23 protein-coding genes are annotated in these 21,036 nt (G+C 63.0%); 15 read left to right on the top strand and 8 right to left on the bottom strand.

What is annotated here, in order from left to right:
- Nucleotides 1–79 precede the first annotated feature (79 nt).
- Genes GQ39_RS27145 through GQ39_RS27080 form a run of 14 tightly spaced genes read left to right on the top strand, consistent with a single transcriptional unit; the run spans nt 80 to nt 14,078 of the window.
- Nucleotides 80–814: a glycosyltransferase family 2 protein gene (locus GQ39_RS27145; protein ID WP_047536540.1), complete on the top strand. Its 735-nt coding sequence runs from the start codon at nt 80–82 to the stop codon at nt 812–814.
- Entirely contained in the window at nt 811–1,752 is a 942-nt protein-coding gene (locus tag GQ39_RS27140; RefSeq protein ID WP_047536538.1) for an LpxL/LpxP family acyltransferase, read from the top strand. Before GQ39_RS27145 ends, GQ39_RS27140 begins: the two co-directional genes overlap by 4 nt.
- Nucleotides 1,733–3,277, top strand: coding sequence for an HAL/PAL/TAL family ammonia-lyase (locus tag GQ39_RS27135; RefSeq protein ID WP_047536536.1), 1,545 nt, complete (start codon nt 1,733–1,735; stop codon nt 3,275–3,277). The genes GQ39_RS27140 and GQ39_RS27135 overlap by 20 nt, the downstream gene beginning before the upstream one ends.
- A complete protein-coding gene (locus tag GQ39_RS27130) occupies nt 3,270–3,695 on the top strand; it encodes an acyl-CoA thioesterase (RefSeq protein ID WP_047536534.1) in 426 nt (141 codons plus the stop codon). Before GQ39_RS27135 ends, GQ39_RS27130 begins: the two co-directional genes overlap by 8 nt.
- Nucleotides 3,692–4,411: an outer membrane lipoprotein carrier protein LolA gene (locus GQ39_RS27125; RefSeq protein WP_047536532.1), complete on the top strand. Its 720-nt coding sequence runs from the start codon at nt 3,692–3,694 to the stop codon at nt 4,409–4,411. The genes GQ39_RS27130 and GQ39_RS27125 overlap by 4 nt, the downstream gene beginning before the upstream one ends.
- On the top strand, nt 4,401–6,734 hold the full coding sequence (locus GQ39_RS27120) for an MMPL family transporter (RefSeq protein WP_236693120.1): 2,334 nt from the start codon (nt 4,401–4,403) through the stop codon (nt 6,732–6,734). The genes GQ39_RS27125 and GQ39_RS27120 overlap by 11 nt, the downstream gene beginning before the upstream one ends.
- On the top strand, nt 6,731–7,891 hold the full coding sequence (locus GQ39_RS27115; protein ID WP_047536528.1) for a hypothetical protein: 1,161 nt from the start codon (nt 6,731–6,733) through the stop codon (nt 7,889–7,891). The genes GQ39_RS27120 and GQ39_RS27115 overlap by 4 nt, the downstream gene beginning before the upstream one ends.
- A complete protein-coding gene (locus tag GQ39_RS27110; RefSeq protein ID WP_047536526.1) occupies nt 7,878–9,125 on the top strand; it encodes an NAD(P)/FAD-dependent oxidoreductase in 1,248 nt (415 codons plus the stop codon). Before GQ39_RS27115 ends, GQ39_RS27110 begins: the two co-directional genes overlap by 14 nt.
- Nucleotides 9,122–9,847: a class I SAM-dependent methyltransferase gene (locus tag GQ39_RS27105; RefSeq protein WP_047536524.1), complete on the top strand. Its 726-nt coding sequence runs from the start codon at nt 9,122–9,124 to the stop codon at nt 9,845–9,847. Before GQ39_RS27110 ends, GQ39_RS27105 begins: the two co-directional genes overlap by 4 nt.
- Complete coding sequence (locus GQ39_RS27100) at nt 9,847–10,476, top strand: hypothetical protein (RefSeq protein ID WP_081997987.1); 630 nt, start codon at nt 9,847–9,849, stop codon at nt 10,474–10,476. The genes GQ39_RS27105 and GQ39_RS27100 overlap by 1 nt, the downstream gene beginning before the upstream one ends.
- Nucleotides 10,461–11,657, top strand: coding sequence for a beta-ketoacyl-[acyl-carrier-protein] synthase family protein (locus GQ39_RS27095; RefSeq protein WP_047536522.1), 1,197 nt, complete (start codon nt 10,461–10,463; stop codon nt 11,655–11,657). Before GQ39_RS27100 ends, GQ39_RS27095 begins: the two co-directional genes overlap by 16 nt.
- A complete protein-coding gene (locus GQ39_RS27090; protein ID WP_047536520.1) occupies nt 11,654–12,127 on the top strand; it encodes a hotdog family protein in 474 nt (157 codons plus the stop codon). The genes GQ39_RS27095 and GQ39_RS27090 overlap by 4 nt, the downstream gene beginning before the upstream one ends.
- Nucleotides 12,124–12,852 (top strand): 3-oxoacyl-ACP reductase FabG, encoded by a 729-nt coding sequence (fabG, locus tag GQ39_RS27085; RefSeq protein ID WP_047536518.1) that lies wholly within the window; start codon nt 12,124–12,126, stop codon nt 12,850–12,852. The genes GQ39_RS27090 and fabG overlap by 4 nt, the downstream gene beginning before the upstream one ends.
- On the top strand, nt 12,852–14,078 hold the full coding sequence (locus GQ39_RS27080) for a beta-ketoacyl-ACP synthase (RefSeq protein WP_047536516.1): 1,227 nt from the start codon (nt 12,852–12,854) through the stop codon (nt 14,076–14,078). The genes fabG and GQ39_RS27080 overlap by 1 nt, the downstream gene beginning before the upstream one ends.
- Nucleotides 14,079–14,210: 132 nt before the next feature.
- Here the strand turns inward: GQ39_RS27080 and GQ39_RS27075 are convergent, their stop codons facing one another.
- Together GQ39_RS27075 and GQ39_RS27070 are read right to left on the bottom strand one after the other, a co-directional pair.
- Complete coding sequence (locus GQ39_RS27075; protein ID WP_047536513.1) at nt 14,211–14,474, bottom strand: DUF6124 family protein; 264 nt, start codon at nt 14,472–14,474, stop codon at nt 14,211–14,213.
- 482 nt (nt 14,475–14,956) lie between these two features.
- Nucleotides 14,957–15,859: a LysR family transcriptional regulator gene (locus tag GQ39_RS27070; RefSeq protein ID WP_047536511.1), complete on the bottom strand. Its 903-nt coding sequence runs from the start codon at nt 15,857–15,859 to the stop codon at nt 14,957–14,959.
- Nucleotides 15,860–15,978: 119 nt separating this feature from the next.
- Here GQ39_RS27070 and GQ39_RS27065 point away from each other — a divergent pair, with 119 nt between their 5' ends.
- Nucleotides 15,979–17,259 (top strand): MFS transporter, encoded by a 1,281-nt coding sequence (locus GQ39_RS27065; RefSeq protein WP_047536509.1) that lies wholly within the window; start codon nt 15,979–15,981, stop codon nt 17,257–17,259.
- Here the strand turns inward: GQ39_RS27065 and gspM are convergent.
- Genes gspM through gspH form a run of 6 tightly spaced genes read right to left on the bottom strand, consistent with a single transcriptional unit; the run spans nt 17,252 to nt 21,033 of the window.
- Nucleotides 17,252–17,710, bottom strand: a complete 459-nt coding sequence (gspM, locus tag GQ39_RS27060; RefSeq protein ID WP_047536507.1) for a type II secretion system protein GspM — start codon at nt 17,708–17,710, stop codon at nt 17,252–17,254. The genes GQ39_RS27065 and gspM overlap by 8 nt on opposite strands.
- Nucleotides 17,707–18,813: a type II secretion system protein GspL gene (gene gspL, locus GQ39_RS27055; RefSeq protein WP_047536505.1), complete on the bottom strand. Its 1,107-nt coding sequence runs from the start codon at nt 18,811–18,813 to the stop codon at nt 17,707–17,709. The genes gspM and gspL overlap by 4 nt, the downstream gene beginning before the upstream one ends.
- Nucleotides 18,810–19,658, bottom strand: a complete 849-nt coding sequence (locus GQ39_RS27050; protein ID WP_047536503.1) for a type II secretion system protein GspK — start codon at nt 19,656–19,658, stop codon at nt 18,810–18,812. Before GQ39_RS27050 ends, gspL begins: the two co-directional genes overlap by 4 nt.
- Nucleotides 19,655–20,197, bottom strand: a complete 543-nt coding sequence (locus GQ39_RS27045; RefSeq protein ID WP_047536501.1) for a type II secretion system protein GspJ — start codon at nt 20,195–20,197, stop codon at nt 19,655–19,657. The genes GQ39_RS27050 and GQ39_RS27045 overlap by 4 nt, the downstream gene beginning before the upstream one ends.
- The gene (gene gspI, locus GQ39_RS27040) at nt 20,190–20,573 is read right to left on the bottom strand and encodes a type II secretion system minor pseudopilin GspI (RefSeq protein WP_047536499.1); all 384 of its coding nucleotides are present in this window, start codon (nt 20,571–20,573) and stop codon (nt 20,190–20,192) included. The genes GQ39_RS27045 and gspI overlap by 8 nt, the downstream gene beginning before the upstream one ends.
- Nucleotides 20,566–21,033: a type II secretion system minor pseudopilin GspH gene (gspH, locus tag GQ39_RS27035; protein ID WP_047536498.1), complete on the bottom strand. Its 468-nt coding sequence runs from the start codon at nt 21,031–21,033 to the stop codon at nt 20,566–20,568. Before gspH ends, gspI begins: the two co-directional genes overlap by 8 nt.
- Nucleotides 21,034–21,036 lie beyond the last annotated feature (3 nt).

The raw sequence follows: 21,036 nt of genomic DNA, 5'->3' as shown, positions 1-21,036 counted from the left end.
TTTGTGAACAACGCAGCGCCTCTGTGGGAGCGAGCTTGCTCGCGATGCGGTCACCTCGGACTTGCAGGTGAAAGCCAACATGCATAGACCCTGCGCCGTTATCCCGGTCTACAACCACGAGACCGCCATCACCACCGTGGTCGACGCCCTGCTCACCCGTCATCTGCCGTGCATTCTGGTGGACGACGCCAGCGATGAATCCTGCGCCGACGTCCTGGATCAACTGGCCCTGCGCGACGACGTTCACCTGATTCGCCTCGCCACCAATCAGGGCAAGGGCGGCGCAGTGATGACCGGGATGCGCGAAGCGTCGCGCCTGGGTTTCAGCCATGCCTTGCAGGTGGATGCCGATGGCCAGCACGACCTGCAGGACGTCACACGCTTTATCGAACTGTCCCGTGCCCATCCCGAGGCCGTGATCTGCGGTTATCCGCAATACGACGACAGCGTGCCCAAGGGTCGTTTGTATGCGCGCTACCTGACGCACGTCATGGTCTGGATCAACACCCTGTCGTTGCAGATTCGCGATTCCATGTGCGGCTTTCGCCTCTATCCGTTGCCGCCGACCCTGGCGCTGATCGATTCGGCGAAAATCGGCAAGCGCATGGATTTCGACTCGGACATCCTGGTGCGCCTGGCCTGGCGCAATCTGCCCATGGTCTGGCTGCAAACCAAAGTCCATTACCCGCTGGACGGCGTTTCGCACTTCCGGATGTTCCACGACAACGTACTGATTTCGAGCATGCACACCCGGCTGTTCTTCGGCATGTTGTTGCGCTCGCCCCTGATCCTCTGGCGACGGTGGCGCACATGAGCACAGACAAGCAACACTGGGCCGATCGCGAGGAGCGCGGCAGTTTCTGGCTGATGAAGTTCACCGCATTCGCCGCCAAAGTGCTCGGTCGGCGTCTGCTGAGCCCGTTGCTGTACGGCATCGTGTTGTACTTTTTCCTGTTCGGCCGCAGCGCTCGCCACAGCGCCTGGCAGTACCAGCAACGGCTGGCTGACTGGAGCGCTCGCCCCGATTTGCGGCCGAACCAGTGGCGGGTGTTTGGCCAGTTCATGGCGTTTGCCGATTCCATGCTCGACAAGCTCGATGTGTGGAACGGCAAGCTGAGCATCGAGCAGATCGAAATCATCGACCCGGCATTGTTGCGCAACCAGTTGCGCGGCACTCGCGGGCAGATGCTGGTGGGCGCGCACCTGGGCAATCTCGAAGTGTGCCGCGCACTGGCGGAAATCGGCGAGAAGGTCACGATGAACGTGCTGGTGCATACCAAGCACGCCGAACATTTCAACCGCTTGCTGGGTGAAGCCGGCGCGACCAATCTGCGCCTGATCCAGGTCAGCGAGCTGGACCCGGTAATCATGCTGCAACTGCATGAACGCCTGGAGCGCGGCGAATGGCTGGCCATCGCCGGCGACCGGGTGCCGTTGCATGGCGGGCGCAGCGTGACCGTGGACTTCCTTGGCTATCCGGCAAAATTCCCGCAGGGGCCGTGGCTGCTGGCCGGCCTGTTGAAATGCCCGGTCAACCTGCTGCTGTGCGTGAAGAAACCCGATGGCGACTATAGGCTGACCATCGAACCTTTTGCTGACGCCATCACCTGGAAGCGCAGCGACCGCGAGCAGGTCATTCATCAGTGGGCCTCCCGCTATGCCGAGCGCCTGAGTCACTATTGCCTCGAAGCCCCTCAACAATGGTTCAACTTTTACCCTTTCTGGAAGACCGATGACGACGCCAACGCTTGAGCCGGTAACTTTCGGCGAACTCCCTTTGCGCATCGAAGACGTGCTGGCCCTGGCCAACCGTCAGGTGCCGACGCAGTTGCAAGGCGACCCCGAGTTCCGTCGGCGCATCGCCAAGGGCGCGCAATTCCTCGATTCCCTGCTGGACAAGGAAGGCGTGATCTATGGCGTGACCACCGGTTACGGCGATTCCTGCGTGGTGGCGGTGCCGCTGCATCATGTCGAAGCGCTGCCGCGTCATCTGTACACCTTCCATGGCTGCGGGCTGGGCAAACTGCTCGATGCCCAGGCCACTCGCGCCGTGCTGGCGGCGCGCTTGCAGTCGCTGTGTCACGGCGTGTCCGGCGTTCGGGTGGAATTGCTGGAACGCCTGCAAGCGTTCCTCGAGCACGACATCCTGCCGCTGATTCCGGAAGAAGGCTCGGTGGGCGCCAGCGGCGATCTGACGCCGCTGTCCTATGTCGCCGCGACCCTGTCCGGCGAGCGCGAAGTGATGTTCCACGGCGAACGGCGCCAGGCCGCCGACGTGCATCGTGAACTCGGTTGGCAGCCGCTGGTGCTGCGGCCCAAAGAAGCCCTGGCCCTGATGAACGGCACCGCCGTCATGACCGGGCTTGCTTGCCTGGCCTACGCCCGTGCCGATTACCTGCTGCAACTGGCCACGCGCATCACCGCGCTGAACGTGGTCGCCCTGCAAGGCAATCCGGAGCATTTCGACGAGCGCCTGTTCGCCGCCAAGCCACACCCGGGGCAGATGCAAGTGGCCGCGTGGCTGCGCAAGGACCTGGCGATCGACGCGCCGACCGCGCCGCTGCATCGCCTGCAGGACCGCTATTCCCTGCGCTGCGCGCCCCACGTCCTCGGCGTGCTGGCCGACAGCCTGAACTGGCTGCGTTCGTTCATCGAGATCGAACTCAACAGCGCCAACGACAACCCGATCATCGACGCCGAGGCCGAACGCGTGCTGCACGGCGGGCACTTCTACGGCGGCCACATTGCGTTCGCCATGGACAGCCTGAAAAACCTCGTGGCCAACGTCGCCGACCTGCTGGATCGACAACTCGCGCTGCTGGTGGACGAGCGTTACAACCACGGCCTGCCGAGCAACCTGTCCGGCGCCAGCGCCGACCGCGCGATGCTCAACCACGGCTTCAAGGCGGTGCAGATCGGTACCAGCGCCTGGACCGCCGAAGCCTTGAAAAACACCATGCCGGCCAGCGTGTTCTCGCGCTCCACCGAGTGCCACAACCAGGACAAGGTGAGCATGGGCACCATCGCCGCCCGCGATGCCATTCGCGTACTGGAACTGACCGAACAGGTCGCCGCCGCCACGCTGCTGGCGGCCAACCAAGGCGTCTGGCTGCGCGCCCAGGCCGAAGACGCCCGGCCGCTGCCACCGGCTCTGGCGGCCATGCACGAAGCACTGGCCAAGGACTTCCCGCCGGTCATCGAAGACCGCGCGCTGGAAGGTGAATTGCGCCTGTGCCTGCAACGTATCGCTGAACAACACTGGAGGCTGCATGCGTAGCAAGGGAGTGCTTCACACCGATACGGAAATCCTCGTGCCGTTCTTTGACGTCGACAGCATGAACGTCGTCTGGCACGGCCACTACGTCAAATACCTGGAAGTCGCCCGCTGCGCGCTGCTCGACAAAATCGGCCACAACTACAGCGCCATGTCCGACTCGGGCTATGCCTGGCCGGTCATCGACCTGCAGTTGCGCTACGTGCGCGGCGCGGTGTTCGGCCAGAAGCTGAACGTGCGGGCCAATCTGGTGGAGTGGGAAAACCGTCTGAAGATCAACTACCTGATCAGTGACGTGGAAACCGGCGAACGCTTGACCCGCGCCGTTTCCGTGCAGGTGGCCGTCAACATGCACAACCGCGAAATGCAGCTGGCCTCGCCCAAGGTGTTTACCGACGCTGTCGAGAGGGTGCTGGCATGATTTTCTGCCTCCCCCGTTCCCCTGTAAGAGCGAGCCTGTCGAATCGTCGCACCGTCGCGATGGTCGTTAACGATAACCCTGGGCACCTGACACTCCGCGGCGCCCTCAGGTTTTTCGCGAGCAGGCTCGCGCTTACCGTGTTCTGCGTGTTGCTGGGCATTCCAGGGCTGGCCAACGCCTTCGACCTGCAACAACTCAGCGATCAACTGGCCAGGCCGGAGGTGATCCATGGCCAGTTCATCCAGGAAAAACACCTGCGTGCGCTGCCTCAACCGCTGACCAGCAAGGGCACGTTCGTCCTGGCGAAAAACCACGGTCTGTTGTGGTTACTCAAAACGCCGCTGCAACAGGATTACCGCATCACCGACCAAGGCATTGCCCGGCGTGATGCCAGCGGTTGGCAGATGTTGCCGGGCAAGAGCGCCGGGGCCGAGCAGAACCGTCTGTTCCTCGCTGTTCTGCAAGGCGATAGCAGCGGGCTGCAGCGGGATTTCGAACTGTCGCTGAGCGGCGAAGCGCAGGACTGGCGGCTGACGCTGGTGCCGCGCTCAATGCTGCTCAAGCAGGTGTTCACCCAGATCAACATCACCGGCGGCGAACTGGTGCACAGCATCGAGCTGCTGGAAACCCAGGGCGACAGCACCCTGTTGCGCATGCAGGACAGCACCAGCGCCCAACCGTTGAGTGACGCGGAGCAACACGACTTTGCCGAGTGAACGCGCGCTTCCCCGGCTGTTCCTGATCCTGCTGCTGGCGGTGCTGGCGCTCGCCGGCTGGCAATGGCGTAACGGTGCACCGCTGTCGGCCAACCTGATGGAACTGGTGCCCGGCACAACGCCGGACGCGCTGGAACTGCGCGCTGAACAACGCATGCAGGAACCGCTGAACCGCGAGATGCTGGTGCTGGTCGGTCATGCCGACCGCCAGCAAGCCATCGCCATGGCGCAGAAACTGGGCGATCAATGGCAGGCCAGCGGGCTGTTCGAGAAGGTCCAGTGGAACCTGCAAGCCGACTTGCCGGCTTTGCGTACGCAACTGCTGCAGGGCCGGCTGGCGATGCTTTCCGCTGACGACCGACAGCAATTGATGGAACATCCGGACGCTTTTATCCAGCAACGGGTGCAGGCGCTGTTCGACCCCTTCACCGGTTTCAGCCTGGTGTCGAGCCAGGACGACTGGCTCGGCCTGACCGGGCGCATCCAGAACAGCCAGCCGCAGCACGGTTCGGTGCAACTGGACATCGGCAGCGGTGCCTTGATCGCCGATGCCGATGGCAAAAGCTGGGTGCTGCTGCGCGCGCGAAGCACCGGCAACGCCTTCGACATGAACCTGCCGCTGCAGGTGGCCGACCTGCTCCAGCACAGTCGTGAACAAGCGGCCGAGTCTGACGTGCAACTGCTCGCGGCCAGCGGCTTGCTGTACGCCGCCAGCGGGCAACGACAAGCCGCCCGTGAGATGACCTGGGTCGGCGGCGGTGCCACGGTGGGGATTCTGTTGCTGCTGTTGCTGGCCTTCCGCCGCTGGCGCGTGTTGCTGGCATTTGTTCCGGTGCTGGTGGGCATGCTGTTCGGCGCGGTGGCTTGCGTGACGGTGTTCGGCCACATGCATGTGATGACGCTGGTGCTGGGTTCGAGCCTGATCGGCGTGGCGGTCGATTACCCGCTGCATTACCTGTCCAAGAGCTGGAGCCTGAAACCCTGGCACAGTTGGCCGGCTCTGCGCCTGACCCTGCCCGGATTGACCCTGAGCCTGATCACCAGCGCCATCGGCTACCTGGCCCTGGCCTGGACGCCGTTCCCGGCGCTGACGCAGATTGCCGTGTTCTCCGCCGCCGGTCTGCTGGGCGCCTACTTGTCCGCCGTGTGCCTGCTGCCGGCGTTGCTCAAGGGTGTGGATCTGCGTCCGGCGCAATGGCCGTTGCGGGTTTGTGAGTATTTGCTGGGGATACGTGAAGCGTTGCTCCAGCGCCTGCGCACGCCCGTGCTGTTTGCACTGCTGATGGCCTTCTGCGTCGGCGGCCTGCTGCAGCTCGGGACCCGCAATGACATTCGCCAATGGGTCGGCGCACCGCAGCAATTGACTGACGAAGCCCAGACCATTGCCCGTATCACCGGCTATCAGCCCACCAGTCAGTTCTTCCTGGTGCGCGCGGCCAATCAACAGGAACTGCTCGAACGCCAGACCGCCCTGAGCGAACGCCTGGATCAGCTGATCAACCTGAATAAGCTTCAGGGTTATCTGTCGCTCAACCAACTGGTGAGCCCGCCGAGCGAACAATTTCACCTGCGCGAAGCGTTGAACGCCTTGCCGAACGTCTGGCAGCCGCTGCTCGATGTCGGCGTGCCGGCCGAGGCGCTGCAAGCGGAGCTGAAAACCTTGCAGGCACTGCCCGTCGAAGACATCGACGCGGCACTGGCCGGGCCCTTGGCCGAACCCTATCGGGCATTGTGGCTGGGGCCGACCGATGATGGCGTGGCGGCGATGGTCAGCCTGCAAGGCCTGAACAACCCGTCACTGCTGCGCATCCAGGCACTGGATCTGCCAGGGGTGCAGTTGGTCGACCGGCTCGGTGAACTGAACAACGTTTTCGCGGCCACCCAGATCAGTGCAGCCGAACTGAAGCTCGCCTCCTGCGCGCTGATTGTGCTGGTGCTGATGCTGCCGTTTGGCCTCGGCGGCGCGTTGCGTATTGTCTCCCTGCCACTGCTGGCCGCGCTGTGCAGCCTCGCCAGCCTCGGTTGGCTGGGGCAGCCGTTGACCCTGTTCAGCCTGTTCGGCCTGCTGCTGGTGACGGCCATCAGCGTCGATTACGCGATCCTCATGCGCGAGCAGGTCGGCGGCGCCGCCGTGAGCCTGCTGGGCACGTTGCTGGCGGCGCTGACCACCTGGCTGTCGTTCGGCCTGCTGGCGGTGTCGAGCACGCCAGCGGTGAGCAACTTCGGTCTGTCGGTCAGCCTGGGCCTGATCTTCAGCTTCATGCTCGCCCCCTGGGCCGGAAAACACAGGCCATCGCCCACCATTAAGGAGCCGGCACAATGATAGTTGCGTTGTTTTGGGCGATGGCCCTGGCGTTGTTTGCCGTGGCGACCCGACTGGGCCGGCATCTGGGCTTGATCCCGATCGTCAGCCAGCTATTGCTGGCAACCGTTGGCCTGCCGCTGCTGATGTATTTCTGGATCGAACCCCACTGGCAGTTGAGCGGTGCGGCGCTGGTATCGCCTATCTGGCTGAAGAACCTCTACAGCCTGAGTTTCGCGCTGCTACTGGGCTACATCCTCAGCGACGTGATCGACCTGCACCTGGATCGCCAGAGCCTGAAAATCGCCCTGCCGAGTTTCTGCATTCCGTTTGCCTGCGGCCTGGCCACGGCGTTCTGGCTGCTGCCACCGCAGCCCTGGATCAGCTCGCTGGCGGTCGGCCTGTTGTTCGCCATTACCGCCATTCCGGTGTTGTACCTGTACCTTCGGCATATCAATTACCCGCCTGCCGCCACCCGGCGACTGGTGCAGACAGCGATCCTCATCGACCTCACTTGCTGGACCTTGTTCGCCATCGCCCAGGGCACGCTGCATCTGAGCAGTTTGCTGCTGCCGCTGGCCGGCGCCTGTCTGCCGGTGCTGCTGCGCCTGCTCGGCCTGCGCCAGGCATGGCTGTACAGCGGATGCTTTTTCGCGCTGCTGGTGGTGGCCGAACACTACAAGCTCAATGCGTTGATTTTCGGCATCGGTTATCTGCTGCTCATGGCCGCCCTGAAGGCGCCGCTGATACTGCCGTTTCCGGTGCGCTGGATGATTTTTCTGCAGACGTACATCGCCATCCCGCTGATCCTCACGTTCGGCATCGTGCAGATCAATGTGCACAGCGCCATGGACAGTCTTGGCTGGGTGCAACTGGCGGCCCTGCTGCTGTTACCGATTGCCAGCAAAATGCTCGGCAACTGGCTAGGCCTCGGCTGGGCCGGCGCTTCGTTCCAGGGCGCGAGCCGCTGGCGGGAAAGCGTGTTGCTGAACATTCGCGGCTTGAGTGAGATCGTGTTTCTCAACCTGCTGTTGCAACAACAGCTCATCAGCCCGGCGCTGTACTTTGCGCTGATGCTGATGGGCCTGATCGCCACCCTGCTGCCGGCACTGGCCGGCATGCACCGGATTCCCCTGAAAGCTGCCGCCCCGGCAAGGAGCCCCCATGCCAACCGTTGAAATGGAACGTCGCCAGATCGTGGTCATCGGCGCAGGCCCTTCGGGTGCCATCGCCGCCGCGCTGCTCAAACGCCAGGGTCATGACGTGCTGGTGATCGAGCGTCAGCATTTCCCACGCTTTTCCATCGGCGAAAGCCTGTTGGCGCACTGTCTGGACTTCGTCGAAGAGGCGGGCATGCTGGACGCCGTCAATGCGGCGGGGTTCCAGGTGAAAACCGGCGCTGCGTTTGCCTGGGGCGAGCGTTACAGCGCTTTCGATTTCGGTGACACCTTTACCCAGGGCAAGCCGACGACCTTCCAGGTCCAGCGCGCCGACTTCGACAAACTGCTGGCCGATCAGGCCGCGCTGCAAGGCGTGGAAATCCGCTACGGCGAAGCCATCGTCAGTGTCGAGGTCGATTTGCCGCACCCGCTACTCGGCGTGCGTCGCGAGGACGGCAGCGAATACCGCATCGAGGCTGACTTCATGCTCGACGCCAGCGGTTACGGTCGTGTGCTGCCGCGCTTGCTCGACCTCGAAGCGCCGTCGAATTTCCCGGTGCGCCAGGCGGTGTTCACCCATATCGAAGACGGCATCGACAGCCCGACCTTCGACCGCACCAAGATCCTCGTCACCACTCATCCCGACAAACGCGATGTCTGGTTCTGGACCATCCCGTTCAGCAACGGTCGCTGCTCGGTCGGCGTGGTCGCCGCAGCGGAGCATTTCGAGGGCCGCACCGACGATCTGGACGATTGCCTGCGCGGTTTCATTGCCGAGACGCCAAGCCTGTCCGGCGTGCTGAACAACGCGGTGTGGGACACGCCCGCGCGGACCATTGGCGGCTATTCGGCCAACGTCAAGACCCTGCATGGGCCGGGCTTCGCGTTGCTGGGCAATGCTGCCGAATTCCTCGACCCGGTGTTCTCGTCCGGCGTGACCATTGCCATGCGTTCGGCGAGCATGGCCGCCGGCGTCCTGCACCGGCAGTTGCAAGGCGAAACCGTCGACTGGGAAAAGGAGTTCGCCGGGCCGCTCAAGCGCGGAGTCGATACCTTTCGTTGCTACGTCGAAGGCTGGTACGCCGGGACCTTCCAGGACGTGATTTATCACGAGGGCAGCTCCGGGGAGATCCGCCGCATGATCAGCTCGATTCTGGCCGGCTACGCCTGGGACGAGCGCAACCCGTTCGTCAGCGAAGCCAAACGCCGTCTGAAAGTGATTTCCCAACTCTGCGCACGGGATGCGACATGAGCTACTTGAGCGACAACTACGTCGAAGAAACCCGTTTCGGCCTGTGGTTCCTGCGCAGCTACACCTGGCAGTACCGCGTGCTGCGCGTGGCGATCGACGATTTGCGCAGCCTGTTCAGCGAGGCGCTGCCGAGCAATCCGGTGCTGCTGGACGCGGGCTGCGGTCAAGGCAAGTCGTTCAAGTACCTACAGCAGACGTTCATGCCCGAACGTCTGATTGGCGTGGACGCTGACCCCCACAGCCTGAACCAGAGCCGTGAAGAAGCGGTCTATCAGGGTATTGCCGTGGAGTTGATCGGCAGCGACTGCGCCACCCTGGGCGTACCGGACGCCAGCGTCGACCTGCTGTTCTGTCACCAGACGTTCCATCATCTGGTGGAACAGGAAAAGGCACTGGCCGAGTTCTACCGCGTACTCAAGCCGGGCGGCTACCTGATGTTCGCCGAATCCACCGAGGCTTACATCGATACCTGGGTGATTCGCTGGTTGTTCCGGCATCCGATGCACGTGCAAAAAAGTGCCGCACAGTATCTGGAAATGATCCGGGGCCAGGGTTTTGAATTCGGTTCGCACAATGTGTCTTATCCGTACCTCTGGTGGAGCCGCGCCAAGGATTTCGGTCTGCTGGAACGCTTGGGTCTGTGCCAGCCAAAACCCTTTGGCCAACGGGAAGAAACCCTGGTCAATGTGGTGGCGCGCAAACCGTTGAAAGGTGGAGTTTGATGCTCACCATCCGTCACTCAGCATGCATGACCTGTGGCAGCGAGCCTGCTCGCGATAGCGGTGGATCAGTCACCCTGAATGCCGACTGTACTGCCGTCATCGCGAGCAAGCTCGCTCCCACAGGGATAGCGGACGTTCTGCGATTTCTGCTGTTTGCCGCGGCCCTGCTGCTGAGCGCCTGCGCCAGCCAGCCGCCGCTGCCCGAGCACACTCCGAACCTGTCGCTGCCGCTGCAACTGCACATCCAGCGCCTGCAGGCCGAACAACGCCAGGACTGGGTGCTGGTGATCCAGCGTGAAGGCCCGGGCATCCGCTGGTCGATGATGGACCTGCTGGGCATCCCGCAGGCACGTCAGAAGCTGGTCGACGGAACCTGGCACGCCGACGGCCTGCTGCCGCCCAACCCCGAAGCCCGGGAGCTGTTCGCGGCGCTGCTGTTTGCCCTGACGCCCAAGGACGAGTTGCACGGCAACTATCCTGCTGCCTGGCAACATGGCGCGCAACGCTCCCTGCCCGAACGCTGGGACGTTCGTTATTCACAACCGATGAGCTTTGAATTGAACCTGCCCAAAGGCCCGAAATATCAAGTCACGCCCCTGAGCGGGGAGGCACCATGGCCGCCTACCTGAATGCCCTCGGCGTGATCTGCGCCCTGGGCCGCGACAAGCAGGAAGTGACGCGTAACCTGTTTGCCGGCGATTGCTCCGGCATGCGCAGCGAAGCCGGCTGGGTACCGGAGCGGTCGTTGCCGGTAGGCACGGTCGCAGGCGAGCTGGCGGCGATTCCACCCGAGTTGATCCGGCAACGCAGCCGCAACAACCAATTGCTGCTGGAAGCCGCCCTGCAAATTCGCCCGGACATCGACCGCGCGATCCAGACCTACGGCCGCGATCGCATCGGCATCGTACTGGGCACCAGCACCTCAGGCATCGACGAAGCCAGCCAGGGCCTGGCCCACTACATTCGCGACCAGCAGTTCCCGGCCGACTACGACTATCAGCAACAGGAACTCGGTGCACCGGCCAATTTCCTCGCCGACTGGCTGCAGGTGAGCGGGCCGGCCTACGTGATTTCCACGGCCTGCACCTCCAGCGCCCGTGCCCTGATGAGCGCCCAGCGTCTGCTGGACCTGGGCGTGTGCGACGTGGTGCTGTGCGGGGGTGTCGACACCCTCTGCAAGCTGACCCTCAACGGTTTCTCGGCGCTGGAAGCCGTGTCCGGGCAGCGCTGCAACCCGTTTTCGCGCCACCGCAACGGCATCAACATCGGCGAAGCCGCCGTGCTGTTCCTGATGAGCAAGCAGCCCGGCGACGGTCAAGCGATTGCCCTGCTGGGCAGTGGCGCCAGCTCGGATGCGCATCACATTTCCGCACCGGAACCGAGCGGCCGCGGCGCCCGACAAGCGATGCGCAAAGCCTTGCATCGCGCGGGGCTGCAACCACAACAGATCAGCTACTTGAACCTGCATGGCACCGCCACCGCGCACAACGATGCCATGGAAAGCCATGCCGTCGCGGCGGTGTTCCCTGAAGGGGTGCCGTGCTCCTCGACCAAACCCATGACCGGCCACACCCTCGGCGCCGCCGGGGCGCTGGAAGCGGCGTTCTGCTGGTTGAGCCTGAGCACCGGCAATCGCGAGCACGCTCTGCCGCCGCACGTCTGGGATGGCCAGGCGGACCCTGAACTGCCCGCCCTGAATTGGGTGACCCCGGCCACGCGCCTGACGTCCACTGGTCCCCGCTACCTGATGAGCAATTCCTTCGCTTTCGGTGGTAATAACGTCAGCCTGATTATCGGAGACGCCCCATGATTGACTGGCCGCTCGCCGAACTGCTGCCCCACGCTGGCGACATGATCCTCATCGAGCAGATCCTGGCGTTCGATGAAGAGCAGATCCACACCCGTCTCACCGTCAGGCCCGATGGCCTGTTCAGCCAACCGGACGGCAGCCTGCCGGCCTGGGTCGGCATTGAACTGATGGCCCAGAGTGTCGCCGCCTTCGCCGGTTGCCATGCGCGCCAGCGCGGCGATGCCGTAGCGCTCGGTTTCCTGCTCGGCAGTCGTAAATTCGAATGCAATGTCGAAAGCTTCCCGGCCGGCACCGAGCTGACCATCCACGGCCTCCGCTCGCTCGAAGACGATAACGGCATGGGCGTGTTCGAATGCCACATCAATGCGCCGGGCATTCACGCCACCGCCCGTCTGAACGTGTATCGCCCGCCCCAGCCGACTCAATATCTTTCAGAGCCCGAAGGCTCGTCACAAGGAACACAACCATGACTGAATCCGTACTGGTCACCGGTTCCAGCCGTGGTATCGGCCGCGCCATCGCCCTGCGCCTGGCCCAGGCCGGGCACGATATCGTGTTGCATTGCCGCAGCGGCCTGGCAGACGCCGAAACAGTGAAGGCCGACATCGAAGCCTTGGGGCGCCAGGCCCGCGTCCTGCAATTCGACGTGTCCGACCGCGCCCGCTGCAAAGCCATCCTTGAGGCCGACGTCGAGGCCCATGGCGCCTATTACGGCGTAGTGCTCAACGCCGGCCTGACCCGTGACGGTGCTTTTCCGGCGCTGAGCGAGGATGATTGGGATGTGGTGATGCGCACCAACCTCGACGGTTTCTACAACGTGCTGCACCCGGTGATGATGCCGATGATCCGTCGTCGCGCCGCCGGGCGAATTGTCTGCATTACCTCGGTGTCCGGGCTGATCGGCAACCGTGGCCAGGTCAACTACAGCGCCTCGAAGGCCGGGTTGATCGGTGCTGCCAAGGCGTTGGCGATCGAGTTGGGCAAGCGCAAAATCACCGTCAACTGTGTCGCACCCGGCCTGATCGACACAGCCATGCTCGATGAAAACGTGCCGGTGGAAGAACTGATGAAAATGATCCCTGCTCAACGCATGGGCACCCCTGAAGAGGTGGCCGGTGCGGTGAATTTCCTGATGTCGGCGGAAGCCTCGTACATCACCCGGCAGGTTCTGGCCGTCAACGGAGGCCTGTGCTGATGAAGCGCGTCGTCGTCACCGGCATGGCCGGCATCACGTCCCTGGGCAGCGATTGGGAAACCATCGTCGGCCACTTCGCGGCCAACCGCAGCGGCATCCGTCGCATGGATGAATGGGATCGCTTTACCGAACTCAACACCCGTCTGGCCGGCCCCATCGACGACTTCAAGGTGCCAAGCCACTGGACGCGCAAACAACTGCGCAGCATGGGCCGGGTGTCGCGGCTTGCGGTGGGTGCGGCGGAGATGGCGCTTGCCGACGCCGGGCTGTTGGGCGACGAATCGATCAAGGACGGACGCATGGGCGTCGCCTGCGGCTCATCGACCGGCAGCACCGACGAGATCAAGGCGTTCGGCAACATGCTACTCAACTCGGTCGCCGAGGGCCTGAACGCCAACTCCTACGTGCGCATGATGCCGCACACCACGGCCGCGAATATCAGCATTTTCTTCGGCCTCACCGGCCGCCTGATCCCGACCTCCAGCGCCTGCACCAGCGGCAGCCAGGGCATCGGCTACGCCTACGAGGCGATCAAGTTCGGCCGCCTGCCATTGATGCTGGCCGGTGGCGCCGAAGAGCTTTGCCCGACCGAAGCCATGGTCTTCGACGCGCTCTACGCCACCAGCCTGAAAAACGACGCCCCGCAAACCAGCCCACGCCCCTACGACAAGGGCCGCGATGGCCTGGTGATCGGTGAAGGCGGCGGCATGCTGGTGCTGGAAGAACTGGAGCACGCCCTGGCCCGTGGCGCGCACATCCATGCCGAGATCGTCGGTTTCGGCAGCAACGCCGACGGCCAGCACACCACTCGTCCGGAGCAAGTCACCATGCGCCGGGCCATGGAACTGGCGCTGGAAGACGCCGGACTCAAGCCTTCGGACATCGGCTACGTGAACGGCCACGGCACCGCCACCGAACAGGGCGACATCGCCGAAACCCTGGCCACCAGCACCCTGTTCGGCGAGCACATGCCGATCAGCTCGCAAAAAAGCTTCCTCGGCCACACCCTCGGCGCCTGCGGCGCACTGGAATCCTGGTTCAGCATCGAAATGATGAACCGCGACCTGTACGTCCACACCCTCAACCTCGACGAAGTCGACCCGCACTGCGGCAAGCTGGATTACCTGCGCGGCGAGTTTCGGCAGATGAGCAACCAGTACGTGATGAACAACAACTTTGCGTTTGGCGGGGTGAATACTTCGTTGATTTTCAAGCGCTGGGCGTAAGCAGAATCCTATTTGTGGGAGCGAGCCCTGCTCGCGAAAAACGTCCAAACAACTCGGTCATTCAGGCACCGCGCGCTATCGTTGACGTCCATCGTCGGCACGCCGCCCGGAGCAAGCTCGCTCCTACAATGGTTAGGGCGGATCGAGTGTATTCAGCACCCGATTGACCGCCAGCTCGCCCAGCATGATCAATTGCTGGATCCCCACCAAGGTGTCGCTCTGCGACCCCTTCAGGTACCTGGCGAAATCCATGGCCATCACGTTGGCGGAGGCCAGGGACACACAGGCGTGTTCCAGCAGGGTGTGGTTGTCGATATCGGGGTCGATGAGGAAGATGCTGCTCGGCCGGTGTGGCGCGTGCGGACCGGTGTCCGCTGAATTTTCTGAATCGGTCATGATTAAGCGTCCTGTAGCAGATCGGGCCGACACCTCATCGCGACTTATCAAAAGGGTGGCAGCTGTACGCAGGTTAGTAGACCGGCCGATGTACCCCGGCGCGCCCGAAGACGCCCTGCGCACGGCTGCCATCAAGGGCAGGTACGGGAATACCTGCCTATCAGGAGCGCTAATGCGCTTACTTCGGAACGGGCTACTAAACCCGATCACTGACCATCAGTGACGCCGATCAAGTTAACGATGGCCCCCGAAGCGCACAAGCCGGCGGATTCTGGGGTAGTTGCAGGCAACGTCGCAAGGCGCTGTAGCCTATCCTGGGTAGTTCAGAAATGTCCCACGGGCAGCGGCGAAAACTCTGATCTGTAGGAGCGAGCTTGCTCGCGATGGTCCTTAACGATGACACGTGCTTCCTGGATGCACGCGGTGTTCTTTAGTCCATCGCGAGCAAGCTCGCTCCTACAGGGAATATTGTGTTCACACCGTCACGGCTTCAGCGGCTCAACCTTCCTCGTCAACAACTCCACAAACGCTCTCGCCATCGGCGATTTCTGATCCTTGCGTTGCACCAGCCACACCGCCGACACCGCCGCCGGGTCGAGCAAGGGTCGATAGACCACGCCATCAATGCGCATCCGCTGGTAGGACGCCGGCAACACCGACACCCCCAAACCCGCCGCCACCAAGCCGATGATGGTCATCGCCTCGCCGGCCTCCTGGGCGAAGTGCGGGCTGAAGCCGGCATCGCGGGCCAGGCTGAGGAGCTGTGCGTACAGGCCACTGCCGTAGCTGCGCGGGAAAAATACGAAAGGCTCCAGAGCCAGGGCTGACAGGAACAAGCCCTCTTCACTGTCCTTGACCAACGGGTGCTTGGAGCTGAGCACCGCCACCAGCGGCTCGCGCATCAACTCCACCACGCTGAGGGAGTCCGGCAGGCCCAATGGCCGCATGATGCCGACCTCGATCGAGTCGTCCACCAGCGCATCGGCCACTTGGGTGCTGCTCATTTCCCGCAGGTTCAGGTGCACCGCCGGGAAACGCTGGCGAAACGAGAAAATCGCCTGGGGAATGGTCGAGTTGAACGGTGCCGACGAGGTGAAACCGATCTTCAATTCACCCAACTCACCGAGCTGGGCCCGGCGGGCGACATCTGCCGCTTTGTCGACTTGGGCCAGCACCAGCCGAGCCTCTTCGAGAAACAGTCGACCCGCCTCGCTCAGCTCGACCCGACGATTGGTACGTTCGAACAACCGCGCTCCGACCTCCTGTTCCAGCGCCTGAATCTGCTGGCTCAGCGGTGGCTGCGAGATGCCCAGCACTTGTGCGGCGCGGCCAAAATGCAGTTCTTCGGCAACGGCGATGAAGTAGCGCAGATGACGCAATTCCATGGGATTTCCATTAGGTCGTAAAAGCTATCAAACAGGTCGAACAATATATTGGATTGAATCATTAGCCAGCTATATGCTTTTTTCATTGCCTGACCGGCTGCGCCCCTCCGAGGTCCAACGTGAAAACTGCTGTCGCCCCACTTGCCCATGAAGTTCCACCTGCCGTACAGGACGATGTCGTCGCTGAACTCAAGGAGATCTACATCGAAAAAGGCACGCCGGCGTTCATGCGCACGGTGCTGGCGCTGTTCTGCGGTGGCTTCGCGACCTTTGCCCTGCTGTACTGCGTGCAGCCGATGATGCCGCTGTTGTCCCATGAGTACTCGATCAACGCGGCGCAAAGCAGCCTGATCCTGTCGGTGGCCACTGGCATGCTCGCTATCGGCCTGTTGATCACCGGTCCCCTGTCAGATCGCGTCGGGCGCAAACCGGTGATGGTCGCGGCGTTGTTCGCCGCCGCACTGTGCACCATCGCCAGTTCGATGATGCCGAGCTGGCACGGGGTGCTGCTGATGCGCGCGCTGATCGGTTTGTCGCTGAGTGGCCTGGCGGCGGTGGCCATGACCTATCTGAGCGAAGAAATTCACCCGCATCACATCGGCCTGGCGATGGGCCTGTACATCGGCGGCAACGCCATCGGCGGGATGAGCGGGCGACTGATTACCGGGGTGTTGATCGACTTCGTCAGTTGGCACACGGCAATGCTGGTGATCGGTGGCCTGGCACTGATTGCGGCGGCGGTGTTCTGGAAAATCCTCCCGGAATCGCGCAACTTCCGCGCCCGCTCGTTGCACCCGCGCAGCCTGCTCGATGGCTTCACCATGCACTTTCGCGACGCTGGCCTGCCGCTGCTGTTTCTCGAAGCCTTCGTGTTGATGGGCGCGTTCGTCACGCTGTTCAACTACATCGGCTATCGGCTGCTGGCCGAGCCGTACCACATGGAGCAAGCCTTCGTCGGGCTGCTGTCGGTGGTGTACCTGTCGGGTATCTACAGTTCGGCGAAAATCGGCTCGCTGGCCGACAAACTCGGCCGGCGCAAGGTGCTCTGGAGCACCATCGTGCTGATGCTCGCCGGTCTTGCCCTGACGATGTTCACAGCGCTGCCGCTGGTGATCTTCGGCATGCTGGTGTTCACTTTCGGTTTCTTCGCCGCCCACTCCGTGGCCAGCAGCTGGATCGGCCGCCGCGCCACCAAGGCCAAGGGCCAGGCATCGTCGCTGTACCTGTTCAGCTACTACGCCGGTTCGAGCATTGCCGGCACGGCGGGCGGGGTGTTCTGGCACCTGGGCGGCTGGAACGGTATCGGTTTATTCATCGGCGGGCTGCTGTTGGTGGCGCTGCTGGTCGCGCTGAAACTGGCGAAGTTGCCGCCGTTGCCGGGCACCGGCGCGACTATCTGAGCACCATTCGCGCCTCCAGCACGGCGTCGCGCTTTTCCAGGGTCAGCGACTGCAGCGCAATACCGTCACGTTCGATGCGGTCCAGCCATGGCAGCAATGTCATGGCTTCACCACGGACGGTCAGGCGCAGCAGGTCGTTGTCGCTGTCCATCTGCTGCAACTCAAGCCCTGCGGTGGCTGCGCTTTCGCTGATGCGCAACGACAGGGGCTGATCGACCGGTGTTGGCCGATGGCTGGAAGGTCGCGCCTGTTGCAGTCGGGCCGCCAGCGCCAGCTGCTGTTGATACTGACGCTCGGCCGTCATCAGTCGTTGTTGCGTCGGTTGCCAGAGCAGACTGAACGCCGCGACACTCAGGACAAACACACTCAGCCCCCCTAGCAGCCTCTGCTCTCGAATGGACAGACGCGCCCAGCGTCGTAACGTCGCTGCTTTAAGCTCGTGTGGCTTCATGCCTCTTGCTCCACGGTCAGGGTTGCCTGGACACCGTTTTGGTTCTTGCTCGCGTTGTCGATGCGCACGGGCGTTCCCTGTTGCCGCCCACGCTCGCGCAGCAACTCAAGCTCGGCAAAGCTGTTGGCGGTCAGCTGGATTTTCCAGCCGTCACCCTGGCGAAACTCGATGCGCTGGACTTCGACCGGACTGGCCCCAATGACTTGCTCGACCAGATTGACCAGGCCGGCGATACGGCTGGCCTGTGGCTCCGCGCCCTGGATTTGCAGGGCGCCGAGTTGCGCCGCCAGATCGACGATGCGTGTCTGTTCCGGGTAAAGCGCCTTGAACTGCTGTTCGTTGCGGCTGTGGAGCTCACGGCCCTGGCTGTCGAGAAAGTGGATTCGCGCTTCACTGGCGCCCCAGTTCAGCGCCAACAGCATGGCCATGGCCAACCCACCCAGACGCCAGGGCAGACGCTTGCGCTGCCGGGCAAAATCACCGTGCAGCAGATTGATGGCCTGTGGCGACGCCTGGGTCAGCCATTGATCCGCATCGGCCCTCTCCTGTCGCTCGTCACGCCACTGAATATCGATGGGCAGCCCCGGTTTGAGCAGTGTCAGTCCATCCTCCGCCAACGTCAGACGAGCGGACAAACCACCGCCGAGCATCCAGCGGCCGAACCACCAGACGCCGAGCGTCTGGTCCCGTGGCAACCGATCGGCATCGACGAAGACCGAACGCACTTCGATGCCCGCCTCCTTCAACAGCTGAAGCACGGCGGTGAAGCGTTCGCGATTGATCACCATCACCGGATAACGCCCTTGCGGGTCGCGAGTGCCGACGCTCAGGTGCAGTTTTTCCAGTGATTCACCCAGTTGATCTTCAACGGCGAAGGCGATGGTTTGTGCAGCGGGTCGGCGTCTGGCGGGCCAGGGCTCACTGCGTACCCAACTGCAGAGTTCCATGGGCAACAACAGGTCGACGGCCTGCCCCTTCAGTCCCGGCGCCGCCTGGATCAGCGGCATAAGACGTCGTTGGCCGGTCGACGACCACACACAACAGGGCCAGTCGAGCGACGGCGTGGCCAGGCCTTCGGCCGTCAGGTAGAGCCAGGTTTTCATGGGTTTATCTCGTGGGAATTCGACGGCAGCACACGCCGTTGCAGGATCTTCAGTTGGCGTGTTTTAGGATCGCGTTCGACATCGGTGGCCAGGCGCAAACGGCTTTGCCCCTGGGTCACCTGGACCGTGATCCGGTACCAGCGGCTATCGATGCCCAGGCCGTGGCTGCTCAAGCCCAGCCCCTCAAGCATCGGGTCTTGGGTGAAGGCCTGAACGCTCGGCCAAGACGTTGTCGAGCGCTGGCGCAGCAACGCGGTTACCGTTGCCGCGTCGAGGCCGTCGATTGAACGCAAGACTACTTCCGGGGCCGTATTGATGTTCAGCGCGGCTTCTTTGGGCAACGTTGCGACCCAAGGCTCCAGCCGACGCAGCCGTTCACCGTCGACACCCGGCAGCAGGCGCAGTTGACTCGTTTCTCGCAACGCGCCCACCGGCGCCAATGGCAGTGCGGGCAATTCGAGCAACGCCAGCAGGCGATGCCAGCGATTGAGCGTGACCTGATCAATCTGACCCTGAATCAACAGGGCATTGACGTTGAAACGTCCGGCCAGGTCCTCGACCGCTACCCGTACTTGCGTGTCTTCAACCTCGTAACCACGGACTGTTGCCCAATCCTGAGTCAGATCGACCGGGCTCCCTGCCGTTTGCCCGGCGTCCTGCAACCGCAGCAACGTCCAGGTTTCATTGGCCAGGGCGAGTTGCTTCAAGTGCATCTGCTGCAACTGCTGAGCGCTGCTCTGCAGCAACAGCCGATGGCTGCGCAGCACCCCGCCGATGATCACCAGGGCAAGGCTCATGACCAGCAACACGCTGATCAAGGCCATGCCTCGCTGGCTCGTCTTCATGGCCAGGCCCCCGGCAACAACAGCACCCGCCGAATCGACTCGAAACGACCTGTCGACAGTTGCACTTCCAGCGCCAGCGGGGCATCGACCGCCTGGCCGGTCGGCCAATCGCTGCGCCAACCGGCCTGGCGATCGAACAGGCGCCAGCTCAAGTGCCGGACATCCTCGAGCAGTTTTTGCCGCTGCTCGATCTGCGTGCCTTCGGCTCGACTGTCACGCCACAACACGCCGTTGTCGAGGCGATAGGTCAGCGCTTGGCGTTCACTGCGGGCTTGATCCAGTGGGTTGCGCCAGTTGCCACGCTGCAATTGCAGCTGCGTTTGCCCCAGCATGATCGGCTGTTCGGTGACGTGCAGCAGATCGCGCTCGATCACCGCCACGGCGCGTTGCAGACGCCTGAATTCACCTTCGTGGGTCATGGTGCTGCGCTGAACACGCACCACTCCGTCGAACAGCGTCCAGCTGGCCAGCCCCAACAGGGCGAAGATCGCCAAGGCGATCACCAACTCCAGCAAGGTGAACCCGGCCTGCCTATTCATGGCGATTGAGTATCCAGCCACTGGCGCGGTGCAGCACCTGCTCGCGACCGGCAAGGCTGACCTCGACATCGACTTCGAGCAGACGCGGGTCGCTGCCGTTGCGGGCGCGCTGACGCACGACCCAGTCACGCCGATCCATGTGCACAAGCCGTTGCTGCGGCCCTATGGCCGGCGTGGATTGCAGGCGCCATTCGGTCAACGCGTTGTCCGCCACCCACGCCGCGATCAGGCGCTCTTCGACCACTGCTGCCTGCTTCACGACGTATTGGCTCGCGGACAATACAGCCGTCGCCAGGGTGGCGAATATCGCCAGCGCCACCATGATTTCCAGCAGGGTGAATCCGTCCATGCGAGGCATGCTCGACGGCCTAGCCATCGATCACCACCTCACTGATACCGTCGCTGGACAGGCTCAACCAGTCCCTGCCCCGGGTCTCGAACGTCAGGGTGAAGGTGCTGGTTTCATCGCTGCTGAGCATCAGTAATTGCGGAGGGCCTTCGTCGGCGCCGAGGCTCACGGAATAACCGTCGTGTTTCAGGCGCAGGCGCAGATGGTCGGGCCATCGATGAAACGACGACACGGGTTCCCAGCCGCGCACACCGAGCCGCATCGCTCGGTAGCCGTCGGTACTCAGGCGCACACCATGCTCCTGACTTTCGAGCACCGCCTGCTGGCGTAGCTGTCCAATCATGCCCGCGAGCGCATCCGCTTCCTGCCTGGCCTGACGCGCCGGGTTCATGCCGGTGGCGAAACTCACCATGCCCACCAGCACGCCGATTAACACGATCACGATCATTAATTCCAGCAAGGTAAACCCCCTGCAGCGACGTGGCATGGT

This window comes from Pseudomonas sp. 11/12A, from assembly GCF_000800055.1.
GTDB classification, from domain to species: domain Bacteria; phylum Pseudomonadota; class Gammaproteobacteria; order Pseudomonadales; family Pseudomonadaceae; genus Aquipseudomonas; species Aquipseudomonas mohnii.
This window is presented reverse-complemented; position numbering and strand designations above follow the sequence as displayed.

Coding starts and splice junctions, on each gene's coding strand:
- GQ39_RS27145 (WP_047536540.1), top strand. CDS start 80: ATGCATAGACCCTGCGCCGTTATCCCGGTCTACAACCACGAGACCGCC.
- GQ39_RS27140 (WP_047536538.1), top strand. CDS start 811: ATGAGCACAGACAAGCAACACTGGGCCGATCGCGAGGAGCGCGGCAGT.
- GQ39_RS27135 (WP_047536536.1), top strand. CDS start 1,733: ATGACGACGCCAACGCTTGAGCCGGTAACTTTCGGCGAACTCCCTTTG.
- GQ39_RS27130 (WP_047536534.1), top strand. CDS start 3,270: ATGCGTAGCAAGGGAGTGCTTCACACCGATACGGAAATCCTCGTGCCG.
- GQ39_RS27125 (WP_047536532.1), top strand. CDS start 3,692: ATGATTTTCTGCCTCCCCCGTTCCCCTGTAAGAGCGAGCCTGTCGAAT.
- GQ39_RS27115 (WP_047536528.1), top strand. CDS start 6,731: ATGATAGTTGCGTTGTTTTGGGCGATGGCCCTGGCGTTGTTTGCCGTG.
- GQ39_RS27110 (WP_047536526.1), top strand. CDS start 7,878: ATGCCAACCGTTGAAATGGAACGTCGCCAGATCGTGGTCATCGGCGCA.
- GQ39_RS27105 (WP_047536524.1), top strand. CDS start 9,122: ATGAGCTACTTGAGCGACAACTACGTCGAAGAAACCCGTTTCGGCCTG.
- GQ39_RS27100 (WP_081997987.1), top strand. CDS start 9,847: ATGCTCACCATCCGTCACTCAGCATGCATGACCTGTGGCAGCGAGCCT.
- GQ39_RS27095 (WP_047536522.1), top strand. CDS start 10,461: ATGGCCGCCTACCTGAATGCCCTCGGCGTGATCTGCGCCCTGGGCCGC.
- GQ39_RS27090 (WP_047536520.1), top strand. CDS start 11,654: ATGATTGACTGGCCGCTCGCCGAACTGCTGCCCCACGCTGGCGACATG.
- fabG (WP_047536518.1), top strand. CDS start 12,124: ATGACTGAATCCGTACTGGTCACCGGTTCCAGCCGTGGTATCGGCCGC.
- GQ39_RS27080 (WP_047536516.1), top strand. CDS start 12,852: ATGAAGCGCGTCGTCGTCACCGGCATGGCCGGCATCACGTCCCTGGGC.
- GQ39_RS27075 (WP_047536513.1), bottom strand. CDS start 14,474: ATGACCGATTCAGAAAATTCAGCGGACACCGGTCCGCACGCGCCACAC.
- GQ39_RS27070 (WP_047536511.1), bottom strand. CDS start 15,859: ATGGAATTGCGTCATCTGCGCTACTTCATCGCCGTTGCCGAAGAACTG.
- gspM (WP_047536507.1), bottom strand. CDS start 17,710: ATGAAGCCACACGAGCTTAAAGCAGCGACGTTACGACGCTGGGCGCGT.
- gspL (WP_047536505.1), bottom strand. CDS start 18,813: ATGAAAACCTGGCTCTACCTGACGGCCGAAGGCCTGGCCACGCCGTCG.
- GQ39_RS27050 (WP_047536503.1), bottom strand. CDS start 19,658: ATGAAGACGAGCCAGCGAGGCATGGCCTTGATCAGCGTGTTGCTGGTC.
- GQ39_RS27045 (WP_047536501.1), bottom strand. CDS start 20,197: ATGAATAGGCAGGCCGGGTTCACCTTGCTGGAGTTGGTGATCGCCTTG.
- gspI (WP_047536499.1), bottom strand. CDS start 20,573: ATGGCTAGGCCGTCGAGCATGCCTCGCATGGACGGATTCACCCTGCTG.
- gspH (WP_047536498.1), bottom strand. CDS start 21,033: ATGCCACGTCGCTGCAGGGGGTTTACCTTGCTGGAATTAATGATCGTG.